The organism is Larkinella sp. (assembly GCF_965227735.1).
Classification (GTDB): domain Bacteria; phylum Bacteroidota; class Bacteroidia; order Cytophagales; family Spirosomataceae; genus Larkinella.
The window spans coordinates 6,037,305-6,054,339 of record NZ_OZ245776.1 but is presented as its reverse complement, the minus strand read 5'-3'; the positions used below and the strand labels follow the sequence as shown (position 1 = coordinate 6,054,339).

Sequence of the window (17,035 nt, the reverse complement as noted above, 5' to 3'; positions counted from 1 at the left end):
CGGTTAATCCAAAAAAAAACCGACATCACCCCTACCCGACCCGTTTGGAAACAATCCGTGAACTTTCGGTGGAGTTGAATCAATCCGTATCTTCGTGACGACGAGCGTCATTCCGTCTTCGTTTTTGTATGTCCGGCGAGGCAGTGCTGTTTATTTACCTGGGTTCGGTGGGGTCTATCCTGATCCTGAATGCCGTTCAGTGGCGTTTTTTCCGGGACTGGGTCTACGGTCTTTTTACCCTGCAAACCCTGATCTGGTTCTCCCACTCGGTCTTCAACCGACTCTCCGGCGAGGACATTCCCCTGAGCGAATCGCAAAACATGGCGGTTTATGTGGCCGAGTATGGCCTGAGCCGCATCCTTTATCTGGGGCTGGTATATGGTCTTTTTAAGGTAGCGCAGGCTCCGCTCCGGCTAATGCGCTGGCTGCAACTCGGGCTGGGGTTGTTTCTGGTGGTTGAAGTCGGTATGATGCTGCTGGAGGAACACTGGCACATGTCGCCACCGGGGCGGTTTATGACGATCATGTACTTCGGGTTGCTGATGAGTACCAGCCTGGTGGGTGCCTGGATTGCATCCCGCCGACGCGATGCGGTGGGCGGTCTTTTCGTCCTCGGTAGTGTGTTGCTGCTGGTCAATGAGGGTAATAACCTGTTTTATTATACTGGTTATCCCTTGCCGCTGTCAACCGATCCCGCTGATGTTCAGGTACACATCCGCATTCTGGGGGCCAGCCGCATCCTGCAACTGCTCTGCTTTTCGCTGTGCCTGGTGTTTCGCCAGCGGCAGCTTGCCGTGGCTGAAGCCGTCGAGCAAACGCGCCGGGCGGAGCAACTGATTCAGCAACGGCTGGAAACGGAACTGGCCGTTCGGCGACTGGAGCAGGAAAAAACTGACGTTCAGCTTCGGGCGTTGCAGGCGCAGGTAAACCCCCATTTTCTGTTCAACAGCCTCAACTCACTGTCGTCGTTGATCGATGAGCAACCGCAGCGGGCCAGCCAGTTTGTCGACCAGTTGAGTCAGGTGTACCGCTATCTGCTGAAAGCCAATGAGCAATCCCTGACGACGCTGGAAAGTGAACTCGGTTTCATTCAGTCGTATGCTCACTTGCTCAAAACGCGGTACGGTGCGGGGCTAACGGTAGCTGTGCAGATTGATTCGGCCTACGCGTCGTGGCTGCTGCCCTCGCTGACACTTCAGTTGCTGGTCGAGAACGCCGTCAAGCACAATGTGATTCTGGTTACAAAGCCGTTGCGGATCGACATTCTCACGGATGAGTCGGGGTATCTGGTGCTGAAAAACAACCTCCAGCGTAAACGGACGTCAGTTCTTTCCAACGGGGTCGGCCTTTCGACCATCCTTGCGCATTACCAGAAACTCCACCAGCCTGGGCCGGAAGTCAGTGACGCCGAAAACACGTTTACCGTTCGGATTCCCCTGATCAACCCTGTCATGGATCCCGTTCAGCCCTGAACCTCACTCTTTGAAATAACCGGTTTTCTTACAGGAGTTTATCCGGCGTAATCGGCAGTTCCCGGATGCGTTTGCCGGTAGCATTAAAAACCGCATTGGCCACGGCCGCAGCCACGCCAACAATGCCGACCTCGCCGATTCCCTTTACGCCCAGCGCATTGGAAGCCCGGTCATCTTCCCGAATAAAAATCGCTTCCATTGCTCCGATATCCAGATTAGCCGGAACGTGATAATCCCCGAATGAGCGGGTGACAAAATTCCCCCAGCGCGGATCAACTACCGACTCTTCGGTTAATGCCATTCCGATTCCCCAGACATTGCCGCCAATGATCTGGGAGCGGGCGGTTTTGGGGTTCAGGATTTTTCCGGCACCGGTTACGGCCAGAAAACGCGTCACCCGCACCATGCCGGTGGCCATGTCGACCCGCACTTCGGCAAAATTGGCATTGAAGCTGTGGGACGAGTATTGTTCGGCATTGGCGGGCGGTTTGGCATCGACCCGGGTCTGGTAATCGGCGACGTTCTCGGACACCATCAATTGCGCAGCCGTTGGGCGGACAAAAAACTGTTTGCCGGATTTGGCAAGCAGTTCATCCGTTAGTTTTACGCAGGCATCATGCACGGCATTGGCATAACTCGATGCGCCCACCGACCCCACCGCACCGGCGGCTGGCGGCAGATCCGAGTCACCGAGCTTTACGGTAATTTGATCCAGCGGCAACCCCAGCGCATCGGCCGCCGTTTGGGCCAGAATCGTGTGCGTTCCCGTTCCCAGATCCGCAGCGGCCAGTTCAACGCGGGCCGTTACGGCATTGCCTTTGCGGTTTAGCGATACCCGCGCCGAACTCGGCCGTTGGTGGGCCGGGTAGGTTCCGCAGGCGACACCGTGTCCGATGAAGAAATTGCCCTGCTGATTCTGGCGGGGTTCGGCCTTGCGCTTTTCCCAGCCAAACGCTTTGGCTCCTTCCTGCAAACACTGCACCGTCGTGCGCGACGACCAGGGCTTGCCATTGGACGGATCACGCGTTGGCTCGTTTTTGAGCCGGAATTCAATGGGGTCCATTTTGAGCTGGTACGCCAGTTCGTCCACTGCCGACTCCAGCGCAAAACTGCCCGTCGATTTTCCCGGACCGCGCGTATAGGTCGGCAGAATCAGATTCATCGGAACGACCCGGTAGGTAATCAGCGAGTTGGGAACCTCATACATGATTTTCGAACAGTCGCCACAGGGTTCTACAAACTCGTTTTCGATGGCGCAATGGGTGGTGGTTTCGTGGGCAAGTGCCGTCAGTTTCCCGTCTTTGGTGGCCGCCAGGCTCACTTTCTGGTGGTTTTGTTGCCGCAAACCCACCGAATTTACCATCTGCTGGCGGGTCAGCGCGAGCTTGACCGGACGGTTCACCACTTTGGCCGCCACCGCCGTCAACACCAGATTGGCCCACTGGCCGCCCTTCGAGCCAAAACCACCGCCGATGTAGGGTGAAACGATCCGGACATTTTCCGGTTTGATATTGAGCGTGGCCGCAGCCGCATTCTGGGCGCCGTTTACGATCTGCGAACTGTTATACAGAATCACGTTATCGCCCTGCCATTCGGCAATCGTGGAATGGGGTTCCAGCGGGTGGTGATGTTCGATGGGCGTTCCATAGACCGCTTCCACTTTGAATTCCGCGTTTTGCAAAGCCGCTTTGGCATCGCCCCGTTTTGCGTCGGCCTTCTCCTTATCTTTTGGTAAAATGGCTTCCTTCGAAAGCTTCTCAAAATCGACCTTTGCTTCGCTTTTGTCATACTCCACCTTCACCAGACGGGCCGCATGCCGGGCCTGTTCGTAGGTTTCCGCCACCACCAGGCCGATGTGCTGTCCGTGAAACTCAATGTTCGGGCTTTGCAGTAACGCTCCGCCCCGAATACCGCCATCGGTTTTGAGTTTCGGCGCATTTTTATGGGTAATCACCGCCAACACGCCGGGCGATTTTTCCGCCAGTCCGGTGTCGATCGAGCGAATCGTTCCGGCAGCAATCGTGCTTTTAAAAAGGACGGCGTAGGCAATGTTTTTTACCGGGTAATCAGTCGCATAGGCGGCTTTTCCCGTCACTTTTAGAATCCCGTCGATGCGACTGACCGGCGTACCGGTCACTTTGTTTTTCTCCTGCATGGAATGTCATTTCTAAAATCAGGACCGTTTTCCGGTTAAAGCCACTTGCAATGCACTGACGATGCTCCGCTTGCCAAGTTCGACCTTAAACGCATTGTGTTCCAGCGGTTTTGCATCCGCCATTTCGGCTTCGGCGGCCCGTTTAAAATTCGCTTCGGTGGCTTCCTGACCCACCAGGAGTTGTTCGACTTTCAACGCCCGCCAGGGTCTGTGGGCCACACCGCCCAGCGCAATCCGGGCCTGCACAATCCGGTTGCCGTCCAGTTCCAGCGCGGCTGCGACCGAAATCAGGGCGAAGGCATACGAAGAGCGGTCGCGAACTTTCAGGTAGTAGGATTTTTCGGCAAAACGGTTTTTCGGTAGTTCAATGGCCGTAATCAGTTCGCCCGGCCGGAGGTTCGTGTCGATTTCGGGCCGGTCTTCCGGCAGGCGGTGAAAATCCGCCAACGCAATGATCCGCTCCGGTCCGCTGGCACTGCGGACTTTGACGACGGCATCGAGCGCAGCCAGGGCAACAGCCATGTCCGACGGGTGAACGGCAACGCATTTTTCGGACCAGCCGAAAATCGCGTGCATCCGGTTGATGCCTTCGCGGGCACCACAGCCCGGCTGTTCGCCCGGTTCGCGTTTGTTGCAGGGCATGGCCACATCGTAAAAATACGGACAGCGGGTTCGCTGCAGGAGATTGCCACCGTTGGTGGCCATGTTCCGAATCTGCCCGGATGCGCCCGCCAGAATCGCCTGAGCGAGCAGCGGGTAGTTCTGCCGGATCAGCGGATGATTGGCCGCGTCGGTATTTTTGCCCAGCGCCCCGATGGAAATACCGCCTTTATGCGCGCCCTCAGTGAGCGGTTTGATCTGGGTAAGACTGAGCCGGGTAATGTCGATCAGCTCGTCGGGCCGCTCCACATCTTCCTTCATCAGGTCCAGCAGGTTGGTGCCGCCCGCCAGAAACCGGGCGTTGGTTTTTCCGGCCACACTTTTGGTTGCCGAAGAAATATCAGAAGCGGTCGTAAATTTAAAAGGTCTCATGGGTGCGGGGTTTGTCCGATTAGCCGATCAACTGCCAGGTTTGCTCCACCGGTTTTCCGCTGTGCACTTCCTGAATCGCAGCCACAATGTTGGGGTATGCTCCACAGCGGCACAGATTCCCCGACATCCGCTCCCGGATTTCTTCGTTGGAAAGCTGAACCGGCCCCGGTTTGGTACGAATCGATTCCGTGACATAACTGGCCTCTCCCTTTTTGGCTTCATCGAGGAGAGCCACCGCCGAGCAAATCTGGCCGGGCGTGCAGAAACCGCACTGAAAACCGTCGTGTTTGAGAAAAGCAGTCTGCATCGGGTGGAGACGATCCGGCGTTCCGGAATTTCCGTTGGCCAGTCCTTCGATGGTTTGCACCGACCGGCCTTCGCAGGTTGCCGCCAGGGTCAGACAGGATAACACCCGGCGTCCGTCCACGATCACCGTGCAGGCTCCGCATTGGCCGTGGTCACAGCCTTTTTTAGACCCGGTAAGTTCCAGCCGTTCGCGGAGCGTATCGAGCAATGTCATCCGGGAATCCACCGTCAGCTTTCGGGCCGTTCCGTTGACTTTGAACGAGACAGCAACGCCATTTTCGATGGCTCCGGACGAAAGTTCATCCGCGACCGGTTCGCTGGGCGACCGGGTGAAAACCTGCTCGGCAGCGGCTGACTGCCAGGCCAGAATGCCGCCACCCGCCAGGCCCATCAGTTTCAAAAAATGACGCCGGTTGACGCCGGTATCGAGGATTTCGTCCAGATCTTCCGGCATCAGATCTTCGAACAGTTTCTTTTCGTCCTCGGTCAGATCCGGGGCGTTGTGGTCTTCCATCATGGAACGTTCTGGAAATAAAGATTCCCTATACACTCCTAACCCGGAAACCGGTTGAAAGTTTATAGGGAATCCCGGAAAACATTAAACGTTCCGAATCAGCCGGTGGAAGCGGTTTAGGCCAGAAATCCGACCAGATTTTCCACCATCACCGGTGACCCGATGTAGAGGGGCGTACGCTGGTGAAAACTATCCGGTTTAATATCGAGAATAGATTGCTGGCCGGTGGTGGCAACGCAGCCCGCCATTTCGGCCAGAAAAGCCAGCGGGAAAGCTTCGTACAGCAGCCGGAGTTTGCCATCGGGGTTCTTCCGGGTCGGGGGGTAGAGATAAATACCGCCTTTGAGTAGATTCCGGTGGAAATCGGCCACGAGCGAACCGATGTAGCGGGCCGTGTATTTTTTTCGGCGGCACGCGGTCAGGTAGGCTTGCACGCCCGGTTCGTAGTCGTCCAGGTTACCGTCGTTGCACGAATAAATCTGCCCATCGGCCGGGCATTGAATGTCGGGATGTGACAGAATAAATTCGCCCAGTGACGCATCGTACGTAAATCCGTTGGCATTGTGGCCGGTGCTGTAGACCAGAATGGTCGAAGAACCGTAGAGGATGTAGCCAGCCGCCACCTGCCGTCGACCACCCTGCAAAAAATCCGCCATCGTGGGTTGTGTGCCGATGGGCGTCACGCGCCGGTAGATGGAAAAGATCGTGCCGATCGACACGTTGACGTCGATGTTGGAGGAACCGTCGAGCGGGTCCATGGCCACGACGTATTTGGCGTGGTTGTTTCCGGTATAAATAATTTCTTCCTCTTCTTCCGAAATGATGGCGCAGGCTTCACCCCCGTTTTTCAGCGCGCGGCTGAACCGGATGTTGGCAATCATGTCGAGTTTCTGCTGGCTTTCGCCCTGTACGTTCTGAATGCCCATGCCGCCGGTGAGGTCGATCAAACCCGCCCGGTTGACTTCCCGATGGATAATTTTACCGGCCAGCGCAATGTCACGTAACAATTGCGAGAGTTCACCGGTTGCGTACGGGAACGCCGTTTGCCGGTGCATGATGTACCGATCCAGGGTTACGCCAACGGGCAATGCTAAGGGATGCGAGGCCGTTATTTCCATCTGCTGAACATTCATAATCGTCGAGAATCGTTATAGGTGAATAGATTGTTTACAGAGAAAATCGGTTGGTTGGCCGATGTAGTCCGCGCAAAACAAAAATTAGCTTTTTCGCAGAAAGGAAGCAACCGGGAAAATAGCCTGAACGGTTCGGTTATTACGATAAGATTAGGCAGGATGTTTTTTATTCTAAAATTTTACCGCATATTTATTCACGCAATCGTTACCGGGAACGTTGCCAGAAATTAAATTCTTCGGAGAAGTGCTGGGTTATTTTTTGAATTTTACCAATAATGTACCTTGGACACCATAACCATCAAAGACATTGCCCGCGCCTTGAATCTCTCAACCTCCACGGTATCGCGGGCGTTGCGGGACAGCTATGAAATTAACACCGAAACCAAGCGGCTGGTCGTCGAGTATGCCGAACGGCTTCAGTACCGCCCCAATCCCATTGCGCTGAGCCTGAAAGAAAACCGCAGCCGGGTCATCGGCGTGGTGGTTCCCCAGATTGCCAACCTCTTTTTCTCGCAGGTCATCAACGGCATCGAAGCCGTCGCCTACAACCGGGGCTATCACGTTAGCATTTTTCAAAGTCACGAATCCTACGAACGGGAGCTGGCCACGGTGCAGCAGGTGGTGGCCCGGAAGGCCGACGGCCTGCTCATCTCGCTCTCGAGCAACACCTGCAACGTCGCCTATCTGCGTCAGCTTCAGGAGAAAAAACTACCGATTGTGCTGTTCGACCGCGCGTCGAAAGACCTGGCGGTGCCGAGCGTAACGGCGGATAATTTTGCGGGAGCCTATACCGCCACGGAACATTTGATCCAGACGGGACGCCGACGAATTGCACACGTCGCCATTCCGGCCACAATCTCCATTGCCCAGGAACGGCTGGCAGGATACCGGGCGGCACTGGAACACTACGGCATTCCGTATGAAGAGAAGCTGGTACGGCACGCCGGTTTTGGGCCGAACGAGGTAGAACCGATTGTCGATGAGCTGCTTCGACAAGAACCGGATGCGTTTTTTGCGGCCAGTGACCGACTCGCCATCGGCTGTCTGACAGCACTAAAAAAACGAAACATTCTGATTCCAGGACAAATCGCTCTGATCGGTTTTACCAACATCACCGTAGCCGATTTGCTGGACCCACCGATGACAACCGTCGAGCAACCGGCCCTGGAGATTGGTCAGGTAGCCGCCGGACGACTGATCGACCTGATTGAAGGAAAACAAAATGCGGCCACGACCGACTCCGTGAAAATTCCCACCCGGCTGGTGATCCGGGCATCAACCAAAACGGGGGCTTGATTTGTTTGCCCCCTTCAGTGGGACGGGGTAAACAAATCAAGATAATCATATACCATATTTACACTTATCTTGGGGTTGTTTCTTCAGCTTTTGTAAGCCTTCCAAATGATTTGATTTTCCTTCAAGTACATCAATTTCCTGCTTGAACACGATCGAGGGCTTTTGGAGCCTGTTGAAACAGGGTATTGGTGAATCTACCGCCACGTTAGTTTCAAGCACTTACAACGCTACTGTGATAAGTTTGCACTTCGTTACAATTCACGTAAGTTCAGAATGAACCAACGGTTTTACTAGGTGTCGCAAAATACACAGAGCTGCCTAAAATACAATCAAATTATTTCAAAAAAATAGTTTCGCGTTTTCGCGAAACTATCGCCTTTATTGGTATATTTGAACCATAATACTTTCGCAAAAACGATACACTATGCAAGAGCATCTGTTATCTGAGATATACCAACTATTGGAAACTGACAATCCCGTGAGTTTTAGGGAATTGGTAGAGCAAAGAAAAAATGAAATGGGGATTACCTCGAATCGGCAGTTATCCAAATTGATTGGGATTGACCAAACTCGCTTGGATAGAATGTTAGATGGAGACACGTTGAAGGTGGATTTGTTCTCTTTTGTAAAGTTGGACGAATTCTTGGGTATTGGGATTAAGAAGTTAGTGCAAGTGTATGTTTCATCACTCAAGCCAGAATTTATTGGTGAGTTGGAACGCACCCGTAAGGCAAGTTATATCATCCGTAATTTTGATTTAGCTGGCCTGAAAAATCAGGGCTTTATTGATAGCATAAGCAATTTTGAAGCTATTGAAAAGCGGTTAACAGGCTTTTTTAAACTAGATTCTATATTGCACTATGAGCGTGAGATAGGTTCCGTGCTTTTTAGTCGTACAAAAGCCAATTCGCACGATAAAATGCGTGAGTTTTGGGTACGTTCGGCTTACTATCAATTTGAGCGCATAGAGAACCCGAACCCCTATGACCGCAACGCGTTGGAATCTTTGATTCCTAAGATTAGGCCCTATACTCGTTACGAAGAAAAGGGTTTTCTAACGGTCATACAAGCCCTTTATAATATTGGAATAACGGTCATTGTGCAAAAGTATCTTTCAAAAACTCAGGTTCGGGGTGGTACATTCTCAGTCAAAAATAAACCTTGCATCGTTATAACCGATTTTAATAAAGCTTATCCGACACTTTGGTTTGCCTTGATGCATGAATTGTTTCATGTCTTGTTTGACTTTGAGGATTTACAGAAAGGTATGCGTTTTCATCTAACCGGAGAGTCTGACTTACTTTTATTTAGGGAAGAAGATGCCGATTATTTTGCTCGTGAAATCTTATTCCCTCAAGAAAAGCTGGACTACATCAAAACTCAGATTAATACGCCCGGAATTGTAGCGGCTTACGCCGAAAAGAACCGGGTTCACCCCGGCATTATCTACGCTTTTTTTTGCTACCACGAAAAAAAGCACAGAAACAAAGACCTCTACGCAATCTTTCAGCAATACTTTGGTAAGTCAGACAAGGCACTACAGGCAGTTAGAACAAATCCGTGGGATAAAGAGACTATTTATCAAGAAATTGAACTGATAAAGAAGAAGTTAGCAACTCCGTAATTTTAGAGACATGAAAGAAGACGAAGACAAAAAGAAGGACAAACGTGACCGGGACAGCATTTTAGATGCTGTTAACCGATTATCTAAAAAAGCGCAGGAAACCGCTGAAGGTAAACAGTCTAACCTATTTGAAAACGAAGATTTAGGTGGTGAAGATATTGGTTTTGACGCTAATGTACTCAACGACACGGTCAATCCTGAATTATCGCATCGTTTGTATTATGGTTCTCAGCGTCTTTTACTAGACAATCTCCCTTCTGGAAAGAAAAATAGAGATTTACGTCGCTATGTGTACGATGAAAAAAACCTATTCATCAATCAAGGGAAACGAATCAATGAACGTGGTCGACGGGGTAGTGATGGTCGAATGGCACCACCCGAAACACTTTTACAGGAGGCATTTCGGATGGTTACAACGTGGGTTGAATCGGGCGGAACCCCCTTTGATATTTTTATGGCATTCAGACAGCGAAATGAAGAATTAGGCTATTACGATGAGAAAGAAAAGCGTGAAGGACCAATTGATATTGATTATACAGACGTAACGTTTGACGACCAATTAAAGGGCCTATTAAGTGTTCCACCGCCACGAAAAAACAAAAAAGACCCTGAATAGTGCGTTTTTAATTTCACTTTTTAAACAACTATTATTATGGCAAAAGGAGGGGGAGTAACATCGCCTAAGGTAGCTCATAAAGCATCAGACTTGCTGAGCAATCCAAAAACGCCCGCAAAAGTAAAGTCCGTTGCGGCATCTGCTTTATCAAATGCCGCCAATAAGAAAGGGGGCAAGAAGTAGTTAGGCAGAAAGTTCCTTAATCGAAAGTACAGCTTTTTTGGGTATGGTCATTATGCTGTTGCCCTGAAAGGTTGTGCTTTCTGCTTTGTCAGTAATGTTGCCACAAACACTAATAATTACATCGTTTTTATAAACCAACCACCCCACCTATTTCATAATAGTCGTTAAACTCTGCCATGAGGGTAATACGCTGTGACTATCTAGCATTCAACTAATACCAGTTTCATAGATGAAATTTAGCTATTATGGTGTAGTTTTCCATTCGGTGTAAATTGGTATATCATTACCTAAATTAATTATTCCCCGGGCCACCCGGACGGCCACCGCCGGGGAACCGTCCCCCTCCTCCGCCACCATCACGCCAGTTTTGACCGTCGGGCCGGTCGGTGCCGCGCGCCGGAGAGGCTGAGGCTTTAAACTGACGCAGGTTGTAGGTAAACGTCAGCATAAAATAGCGTTGCAACACCTGCGCCCGGCTGTTTTCCACATACGTATCGGTTTGCGTTACATTCAAACTATTGTTCTGCTTCAGCAAGTCGAAAACCGACAACCGGAGTTCGCCCCGCTGGTCTTTCAGGAATTTCTTACCGACAGCGGCATTCCAGAGCGTGTACTGCTGATTCACACTGCCATTGAAACCGGTATACTTCTGGTTCGAAATGTCGGACTGCAACACCAGACCCGGCCCGAATATCCAGTTGATGCGGCCGCTCAGCACCTGAAAATAATACTTGTTGTTGTTCTGTTCCTGAAGTGAATACTTCACATCGTTGAAGTTACCCGAATACGAGAACGAGAAATCCAGCTTCTGGCTGATGTTGCTGCTCAGGTTGACGCCCTGCGACCAGGTGGTGGTGTTGGCGTTGTTAATCTGGTTGTTGATCAAACTCGGCGACGTTCCGTAGCTGTTTCCGGCGTTGATGCTGATGTTACTCTTGATGAATTTGAGCGGGGTGCTGTAGGTAACAAACGTGCGCAGGTTCCACAAACCGCTCAGGTTGACCGGGCGGGTCAACTGAACGCCCTGCCCCAGCGTCGTGCCGTCGGGCAGGGTGGCGGCTCCGTTGCTGATGACGGTAGACGTTCCGATGTAATTATTGGTCGAACCCATGTTGACAAACACAAACAGGCTGCGGCCTTTGACCGGTTTGGTGAGTTGGTACCGAACCGACACGTTATGGCTGAACGACTGCTTCAAATCCGGATTTCCCGTGGTCAGAAACAGCGGATTGGAGTTGTCGAGCACATTCTGGAGCTGCGTGACCCCCGGTGCCTGCGTATTGGTGCGGTAAAATAACCGGACGCGACTGTCGGTCGACAGTTTCAGATCCAGCATCGCCGACGGCAGCAGGTTGTTGAAATGCGCCTGAACGTCGTTGTTGATCGGGAATGTCTGGTCGCTGAGCAGATCCGCCCGCTGGTAGTTCAGGTTGACGTTCAGCCCCAACTTCGGTGACCGGTAATTGTAGCCCACCCCCGCCTGGTTGGTGAAATAATCGTTCTGGAAGGTGTTCGACAACAGCGAATCCAGTTGGTCGTAGCGCTGCGTGGCCGGATTGTAGCGGTTGGTCCGCCGGGTCGCATCACTGTAGCGGTAGGTTGTCGTATAATTGATCTGCAACTGGCTAAGCTTGCTCAGCGGTTCCGTAAAAGCCGCATTGAGCGAATATTGATAACTCGGTGTATGGTTGGTCGTTAACTGATCGATGCGCTGATCCGGGGTTCTTCCCGTAAAATATTCATTCAGCGACAACTGCGAATTGTCCCGGTCCTGGGTGCTGATCTGGGTGCCAAAATTCAGGGAAAGCGACCGCCCGCGTTTGGCAAACCGATGCCGAAACAGAATGTTGTTGCTGAAGTTGAACGCCTTGGTTCGGCTGATGTTGTCGGTATTGCTCCGGTTCAGCAACAGGCTGTCGGGTGGCAAAACCGGGTTGAAGTTGTTGCCCAGCGTCTGGTTTTGGGAGGTACTGTCGCCGGCCAGGTACGTAATGCCCTGCGTGCTGCTCGACGAATTGTTGTTCTGCCACCGCAGCCGGGGCGTAATCAGCAGCGAGTTGTTGGAATTGATCGTGTATTCGAGCCGGAAATCCAGCCGGTGGTTGTAGTTTTCGCTGCGGGTATTGCTGTTTTCCAGGTAATTCTGGCTCGCATTTTCGGTCAGCGTATACCGGCGAAAAACCGTCTGGGAGTTGGCGTTGTTGCTGTTGTTGAAAAAATAGCTCCCCCGAATGGTGACGTGCTTGCCCCAGTCGTCGGAAAAATTGAGCCCGATGGAGTTCGTTTTGTTGATCCCGCTCTGCTGACCCACCAGGAAGCTGTCGTTGCCACCACCTCCTCCTCCACCGCGGTTTCCGCCCCCGCCCCGGTTTCCACCCCGGCCACCGCCACCACCTCCTCCACCACTGTTGCTGCTGGCGACACCGGTCAAATCCTGCGATGAGAAATTTTGCTGGTTGATGTTGTTGCTCAGGCCGACGATGGAAAACCGCCGGGCACCGTTGAAGAAATTGACATTCCCCCCCGCCGAATACGTATCATCCGTACCGTAACCGGCATACACCCGGCCAAAGACGCCGTTCTGCCGGTCGCCCCGCGTCACGATGTTGATGGTTTTCGAGGTTTGTCCGTCGTTAAAACCAGTAAACTGCGACTGGTCGCTCATGCGGTCGAAAATCTCGATTTTATCGACTACTTCGGCGGGCAGGTTGCGGAGGGCAATGCTCGGATCGTCGCCAAAAAAGATTTTGCCGTCCACCAGCACCTGCTGCACATCTTCGCCCTGGGCTTTCACAGTACCGTTTTCCACCGTAATTCCCGGCATTTTCTTGATCAGGTCTTCCGTGGTGGCATCGCGGGTGACTTTAAACGCTTCGGCATTCAACTGGAGCGTATCGCCTTTTTGCTGCGCGGGCGGTATTTGTCCTTTGATTACGACTTCCTTGAGCGTTTTGGCGTCTTCGGTCAGGGTGATGGTGCCCAAATTCTGGATGGATTCAGTGATTGTAATCACTTTATCATAGTCCGTGAACCCCAGGTAGGTGGCTTTCAGCCGATAGGCTGCCGGATTGAGGTTCATGAAGGTAAAGACGCCACTCGTGTCGGTTACCGTATATTGTTTCTGGGTCGTGTCCTGCTGGGAGGTCAGAATAACCGGCACGCCGATCAGAACCCCGTTGTTGACATCGGCAAATTTTCCGGTCAACTGGTTGGTTTGGGCGAACAGCGAAGTTCCCGAAATCAGCAAAAAAGCCAAGACCGGAAGCAAACGAAAAAAGCGTAGAGAATTTACCTTCATTGTGTGAGTGCGTAAATGCGGATTTTCACAGGTTTGTCACCTTGCGGGAATCCCGGGACGGTGACAAACGCTGCGAACGACTGAACTGAAAATTTGATGAAGTGTAATCCTGAAACCGGATTAAGACAACGACACGTTGTTGTGCCTGTTTGTTTTAATTTTAGCGATTTCCACCCCGACGACCGCGCATGGCCCGTTCTTCCTTGAACGTTCCCTTGGCGTCGAAGACCACAATTTTCCGGGTGGTATCGGCTGCCACGACCACATTATAATTGTCTTCTTTGTCTTTCATGATCCGCCGAACCGTCATACCGGGGTACTTATCTTTCACATACGCCATCACTGGTGCGGGCAGTGCGCTTTCTTCCACCTGCGTCATTCCCTGCATCTGACCGCGTCCGCCCCCCTGTCCGTTCTGCGCGTTACTCTCGAAAACCGTCATCCCGGCCAGCAGCAGGGCAATGAACATTCCTTTTTTCATGATCGATTGCTGTTTAGTTGTATCGCTTAGATGTCAATGGGCCGGAAACCCTGCGGGCTGCGGACCAAAAAAGTATTTATTTTTCGGAACGGTCCCGGCGGCTGGAATCCGGGCGGTGTTTTCCCGACCAGCCCGATCCGCTGAAGGCTCCAAAACCGGGTCGGTCGGCCAGGACTTTCTGTAATTTCTGCCGCTGTTCGGGCGTACAGAGGGCGCTCACCTGCTGAAAATGCCGCAAGGTCAGCACGTCCAGCCGAACGCTGTATTCTTCCAGTTGCCGGGCCTGTTGCGTCAACTGCGCATCGGTCTGCGTCGAATCGTTGACCTGCCGGAAAAACCGCTGGCGTTCCTGCCGCATCGAATCCAGCAGGGGCCGGATGGTTTTGAAATGGTTTTGCCGCATGGCCCGGTATTGGGTGCGTTGTTCTTCCGAAAAACCGAGGGTCTTGGAAAGATACGACCGACCGTCGCCCTCCCGGTGGTGCCGCTGGGACCCCAGCCACATCCAGGTCAACAACCCGGCGTTGAGCAACACCAGCGCGATGATGATGCCGATCAGCATTCGAACTCGATTCCGGTCATTCATCGGCGTAAACGGTTTGGTGGTCCAGTTGATAATCCTGCACAAAAGCTTCATAGGTTCCGGCATCGGGTTCCGGCGTGGGTGGGCTGGGGCGGGTTTGCCAGAGCGCCACCGACACGTTGAGTGCCACCAGCATGCCGAGTGTTCCGAGGGCATAGGCCGGGCGTTGCAACCACCACGGCAGACGGACTGTTCCTTCCAACGGGTTCATGTGGTTTTTCAGCCGGGTTTCCAACCGGGCCTCCAACCGGGTATAAAAGAAAGGCCGGGGCTGGGCGGGCTTTAGCTGGCCCAACTTCCGAAACCGGTCTTCCCACTGTTGCTCTTCTTCGTTCGTGTTCATGCTTGTCACGGGTTATTTCTTTCCTGATAATACGGGCCTAACTGTTTCCGAAGATTCTGTTTGGCCCGGTGCAGCAGCGACTCGACCGCCGACACGCTGACCTGCATCACCTCTGCAATTTCGCGGTGGCTCTGTTCGTCGATATACTGTAAAATAAAGGCAACTTTTTGGTTATCAACCAATTCACCAATAGCTTTAAAAAGGGTATGCATCTCCTCTTTCTGCTCCAGCGAAACGCCCGGATGGTGGAAATCCGGCGGATCGTGCAGCACTTCGTTGTTCAGCCCAAACAAGCTGGTCAGGACCGAAAACCGCTTTTGGGCTTTCCGTTTCCGGTGGTGCGCCAGGGCTTTGGTGGTGGTGATGCGATAGAGCCAGGTCGTCAGTTTGGCCTCTTCCCGAAAGTGCTGAATGGTTTGGTACACTTCAATAAATACCTCCTGGGCAATATCCTCCGCTTCTTCGGGATGCTGTACAATCGCCAGCGCCAGGTTGTAAACCTTGTCCTGATGCGTTTCGACCAGCATCCGAAAAGCCGACGCACGGCCTGCTTTCAGCTCAGCAATCAGTTCGGACTCCTGCAAACGGGCGGTATCGTTAAAAGTGAACACACGGGATTAGGTACGAAAGATTGGAAAAACCTGCGGGAATGGGGTAACTTTTTTCGGCTAATACCAAAAAAGCACCCCGCCGGTTGGGAAAACGGGTGGGTGCGTAACAGGCTGATTGCTCAATTAAATCGACAGTTTAGCAATGGTCTCAGAACTGAACCCATTTTCCTCACTTGAATGCTGAAGCACCATTTTGGCTTTTTTACGATCCTTGAGATAAGCATCAAAAAAAGATAATGTATAGTGGCAAATGGCCCGGTAACTATCCGTTTGGTACGAAGTAGTCGGCTTGATAGAAGCGTAGAAAGACCAGTAGGCCGTAAATTCCGCATGTTCCAACTTCTTAAGCCGATATAAATGCTTCGTGGATTTGGCTAACGAACGAAAGAAAGGGAAAGTAGACCAGTCCTCATTTTGATTGCAGAGATACAGGTAAGGCACGGTTAATTTGGCCGGGTTGAAATCGCTAGCGGTTTTGATCAGATCATAATCCTGATACTCCATGCTACCATCCCAGCAGGCCAACGCTTTTACGTTCTGGTTTCGCATCTGATAAATGACAGTAGCCATGCTTCCCCAACTGAATCCAAACATACCCATTCTGGCCGTATCAACAGTAGGGATTCGGGAAGCCTGAGCCATCATGTATTCCAAGTCCCTTACCTGAGCCATAATACCAGCCGTGTCCTTGGTCATTGTTTGCCCTTGTTGCCCGGCTGACGCGGCAGAAATGACGATATAACCGTGGCTGGCTAAGTACTCACAGGCCATATGGTTTTGATTCGCTGGTTTGCTCAACGAAGGTGCATAGAGGATCACTGGAAACTTTCTATGAACCGGCGCTGCGTTATAAACCGCCTTCGTCGGTGCCTGCAGGATGTCATCTACGCTCACGGTGAGATTTTTCATAAAGGTGGTGGCGTATTGGCGATACCCCCCCACTAGATTGGTACAAAACGCACGAACCTGGTTGGAATCGGTTATGGAAAACCCCTCCCGTTGCGTTTCTAACCCAATATACGTCCTGTAAGGCATCAGATTCTCCGTCGATGCTTTCCGGGCAGGGTACCAAATATGAACAGACAACGGTCGGTACGGTATGCCCTTGTCCGGTTGGTAGCTCCGGATGCTATCAACCTGTTGCTCAGTCCTGAATCCAACTGGATAGGGTCCGTAGCTCAAGGGTTTTGTTTGCAGTTCAATGGGGTTATAGATTGAGCAGTAGGTGAGTAGACAGAAACCAATGTATAACGCCTTTCCCATATAGAGTTCGTTTTTTAATGTAAAATAACTAATCTATTAGTCACAAAACTAATTACATAGTTATTATTAACATACATAGCTGGAAAATTTGTGGAAGTCCTGGCTCTATACGGCTGCGGTTTTCA

14 protein-coding genes and 1 pseudogene are annotated in these 17,035 nt (G+C 51.9%); 5 read left to right on the top strand and 10 right to left on the bottom strand.

The window, feature by feature from the left end; genetic code table 11:
• The first annotated feature begins 128 nt into the window (after positions 1-128).
• The gene (locus ACO064_RS23740; RefSeq protein WP_421829686.1) at positions 129-1,472 is read left to right on the top strand and encodes a sensor histidine kinase; all 1,344 of its coding nucleotides are present in this window, start codon (positions 129-131) and stop codon (positions 1,470-1,472) included.
• 28 nt (positions 1,473-1,500) lie between these two features.
• Here ACO064_RS23740 and ACO064_RS23735 read toward each other — a convergent pair whose 3' ends face one another.
• The 4 genes from ACO064_RS23735 to fbp form a co-directional block, all read right to left on the bottom strand.
• Positions 1,501-3,627: a xanthine dehydrogenase family protein molybdopterin-binding subunit gene (locus ACO064_RS23735; RefSeq protein WP_421829685.1), complete on the bottom strand. Its 2,127-nt coding sequence runs from the start codon at positions 3,625-3,627 to the stop codon at positions 1,501-1,503.
• Positions 3,628-3,645: 18 nt separating this feature from the next.
• Positions 3,646-4,659 carry an FAD binding domain-containing protein gene (locus tag ACO064_RS23730; protein ID WP_421829684.1) on the bottom strand — a complete coding sequence of 338 codons (1,014 nt, stop codon included), beginning with the start codon at positions 4,657-4,659 and terminating at the stop codon, positions 3,646-3,648.
• A gap of 19 nt (positions 4,660-4,678) precedes the next feature.
• Positions 4,679-5,479 carry a 2Fe-2S iron-sulfur cluster-binding protein gene (locus ACO064_RS23725; RefSeq protein WP_421831059.1) on the bottom strand — a complete coding sequence of 267 codons (801 nt, stop codon included), beginning with the start codon at positions 5,477-5,479 and terminating at the stop codon, positions 4,679-4,681.
• 116 nt (positions 5,480-5,595) lie between these two features.
• Positions 5,596-6,597, bottom strand: a complete 1,002-nt coding sequence (gene fbp, locus ACO064_RS23720; RefSeq protein ID WP_421831058.1) for a class 1 fructose-bisphosphatase — start codon at positions 6,595-6,597, stop codon at positions 5,596-5,598.
• Between the two features lie 297 nt (positions 6,598-6,894).
• On the opposite strand from fbp, the gene ACO064_RS23715 reads away from it, so the two are divergent.
• The 4 genes and pseudogenes from ACO064_RS23715 (at position 6,895) to ACO064_RS23700 (ending at position 10,148) form a co-directional block, all read left to right on the top strand.
• Positions 6,895-7,908 (top strand): LacI family DNA-binding transcriptional regulator, encoded by a 1,014-nt coding sequence (locus ACO064_RS23715; RefSeq protein WP_421829683.1) that lies wholly within the window; start codon positions 6,895-6,897, stop codon positions 7,906-7,908.
• Positions 7,909-8,053: 145 nt separating this feature from the next.
• A pseudogene (locus ACO064_RS23710) lies at positions 8,054-8,202 on the top strand (transposase); the annotation flags it as partial.
• Between the two features lie 130 nt (positions 8,203-8,332).
• Positions 8,333-9,532, top strand: a complete 1,200-nt coding sequence (locus tag ACO064_RS23705) for an ImmA/IrrE family metallo-endopeptidase (RefSeq protein WP_421829682.1) — start codon at positions 8,333-8,335, stop codon at positions 9,530-9,532.
• A 10-nt stretch (positions 9,533-9,542) separates the two neighbouring features.
• Entirely contained in the window at positions 9,543-10,148 is a 606-nt protein-coding gene (locus ACO064_RS23700) for a hypothetical protein (RefSeq protein ID WP_421829681.1), read from the top strand.
• Between the two features lie 475 nt (positions 10,149-10,623).
• On the opposite strand, the gene ACO064_RS23695 is transcribed toward ACO064_RS23700, so the two are convergent.
• The 6 genes from ACO064_RS23695 to ACO064_RS23670 form a co-directional block, all read right to left on the bottom strand.
• Positions 10,624-13,599 (bottom strand): outer membrane beta-barrel protein, encoded by a 2,976-nt coding sequence (locus tag ACO064_RS23695; RefSeq protein ID WP_421829680.1) that lies wholly within the window; start codon positions 13,597-13,599, stop codon positions 10,624-10,626.
• A 190-nt stretch (positions 13,600-13,789) separates the two neighbouring features.
• Entirely contained in the window at positions 13,790-14,110 is a 321-nt protein-coding gene (locus ACO064_RS23690) for a hypothetical protein (protein WP_114405631.1), read from the bottom strand.
• 76 nt (positions 14,111-14,186) lie between these two features.
• Complete coding sequence (locus ACO064_RS23685) at positions 14,187-14,696, bottom strand: Spy/CpxP family protein refolding chaperone (protein WP_421829679.1); 510 nt, start codon at positions 14,694-14,696, stop codon at positions 14,187-14,189.
• Positions 14,689-15,036, bottom strand: coding sequence for a hypothetical protein (locus ACO064_RS23680; protein ID WP_421829678.1), 348 nt, complete (start codon positions 15,034-15,036; stop codon positions 14,689-14,691). Before ACO064_RS23680 ends, ACO064_RS23685 begins: the two co-directional genes overlap by 8 nt.
• 5 nt (positions 15,037-15,041) lie before the next feature.
• On the bottom strand, positions 15,042-15,647 hold the full coding sequence (locus ACO064_RS23675) for an RNA polymerase sigma factor (protein WP_421829676.1): 606 nt from the start codon (positions 15,645-15,647) through the stop codon (positions 15,042-15,044).
• A gap of 123 nt (positions 15,648-15,770) precedes the next feature.
• On the bottom strand, positions 15,771-16,556 hold the full coding sequence (locus ACO064_RS23670; RefSeq protein WP_421829675.1) for a dienelactone hydrolase family protein: 786 nt from the start codon (positions 16,554-16,556) through the stop codon (positions 15,771-15,773).
• Positions 16,557-17,035: the final 479 nt, after the last annotated feature.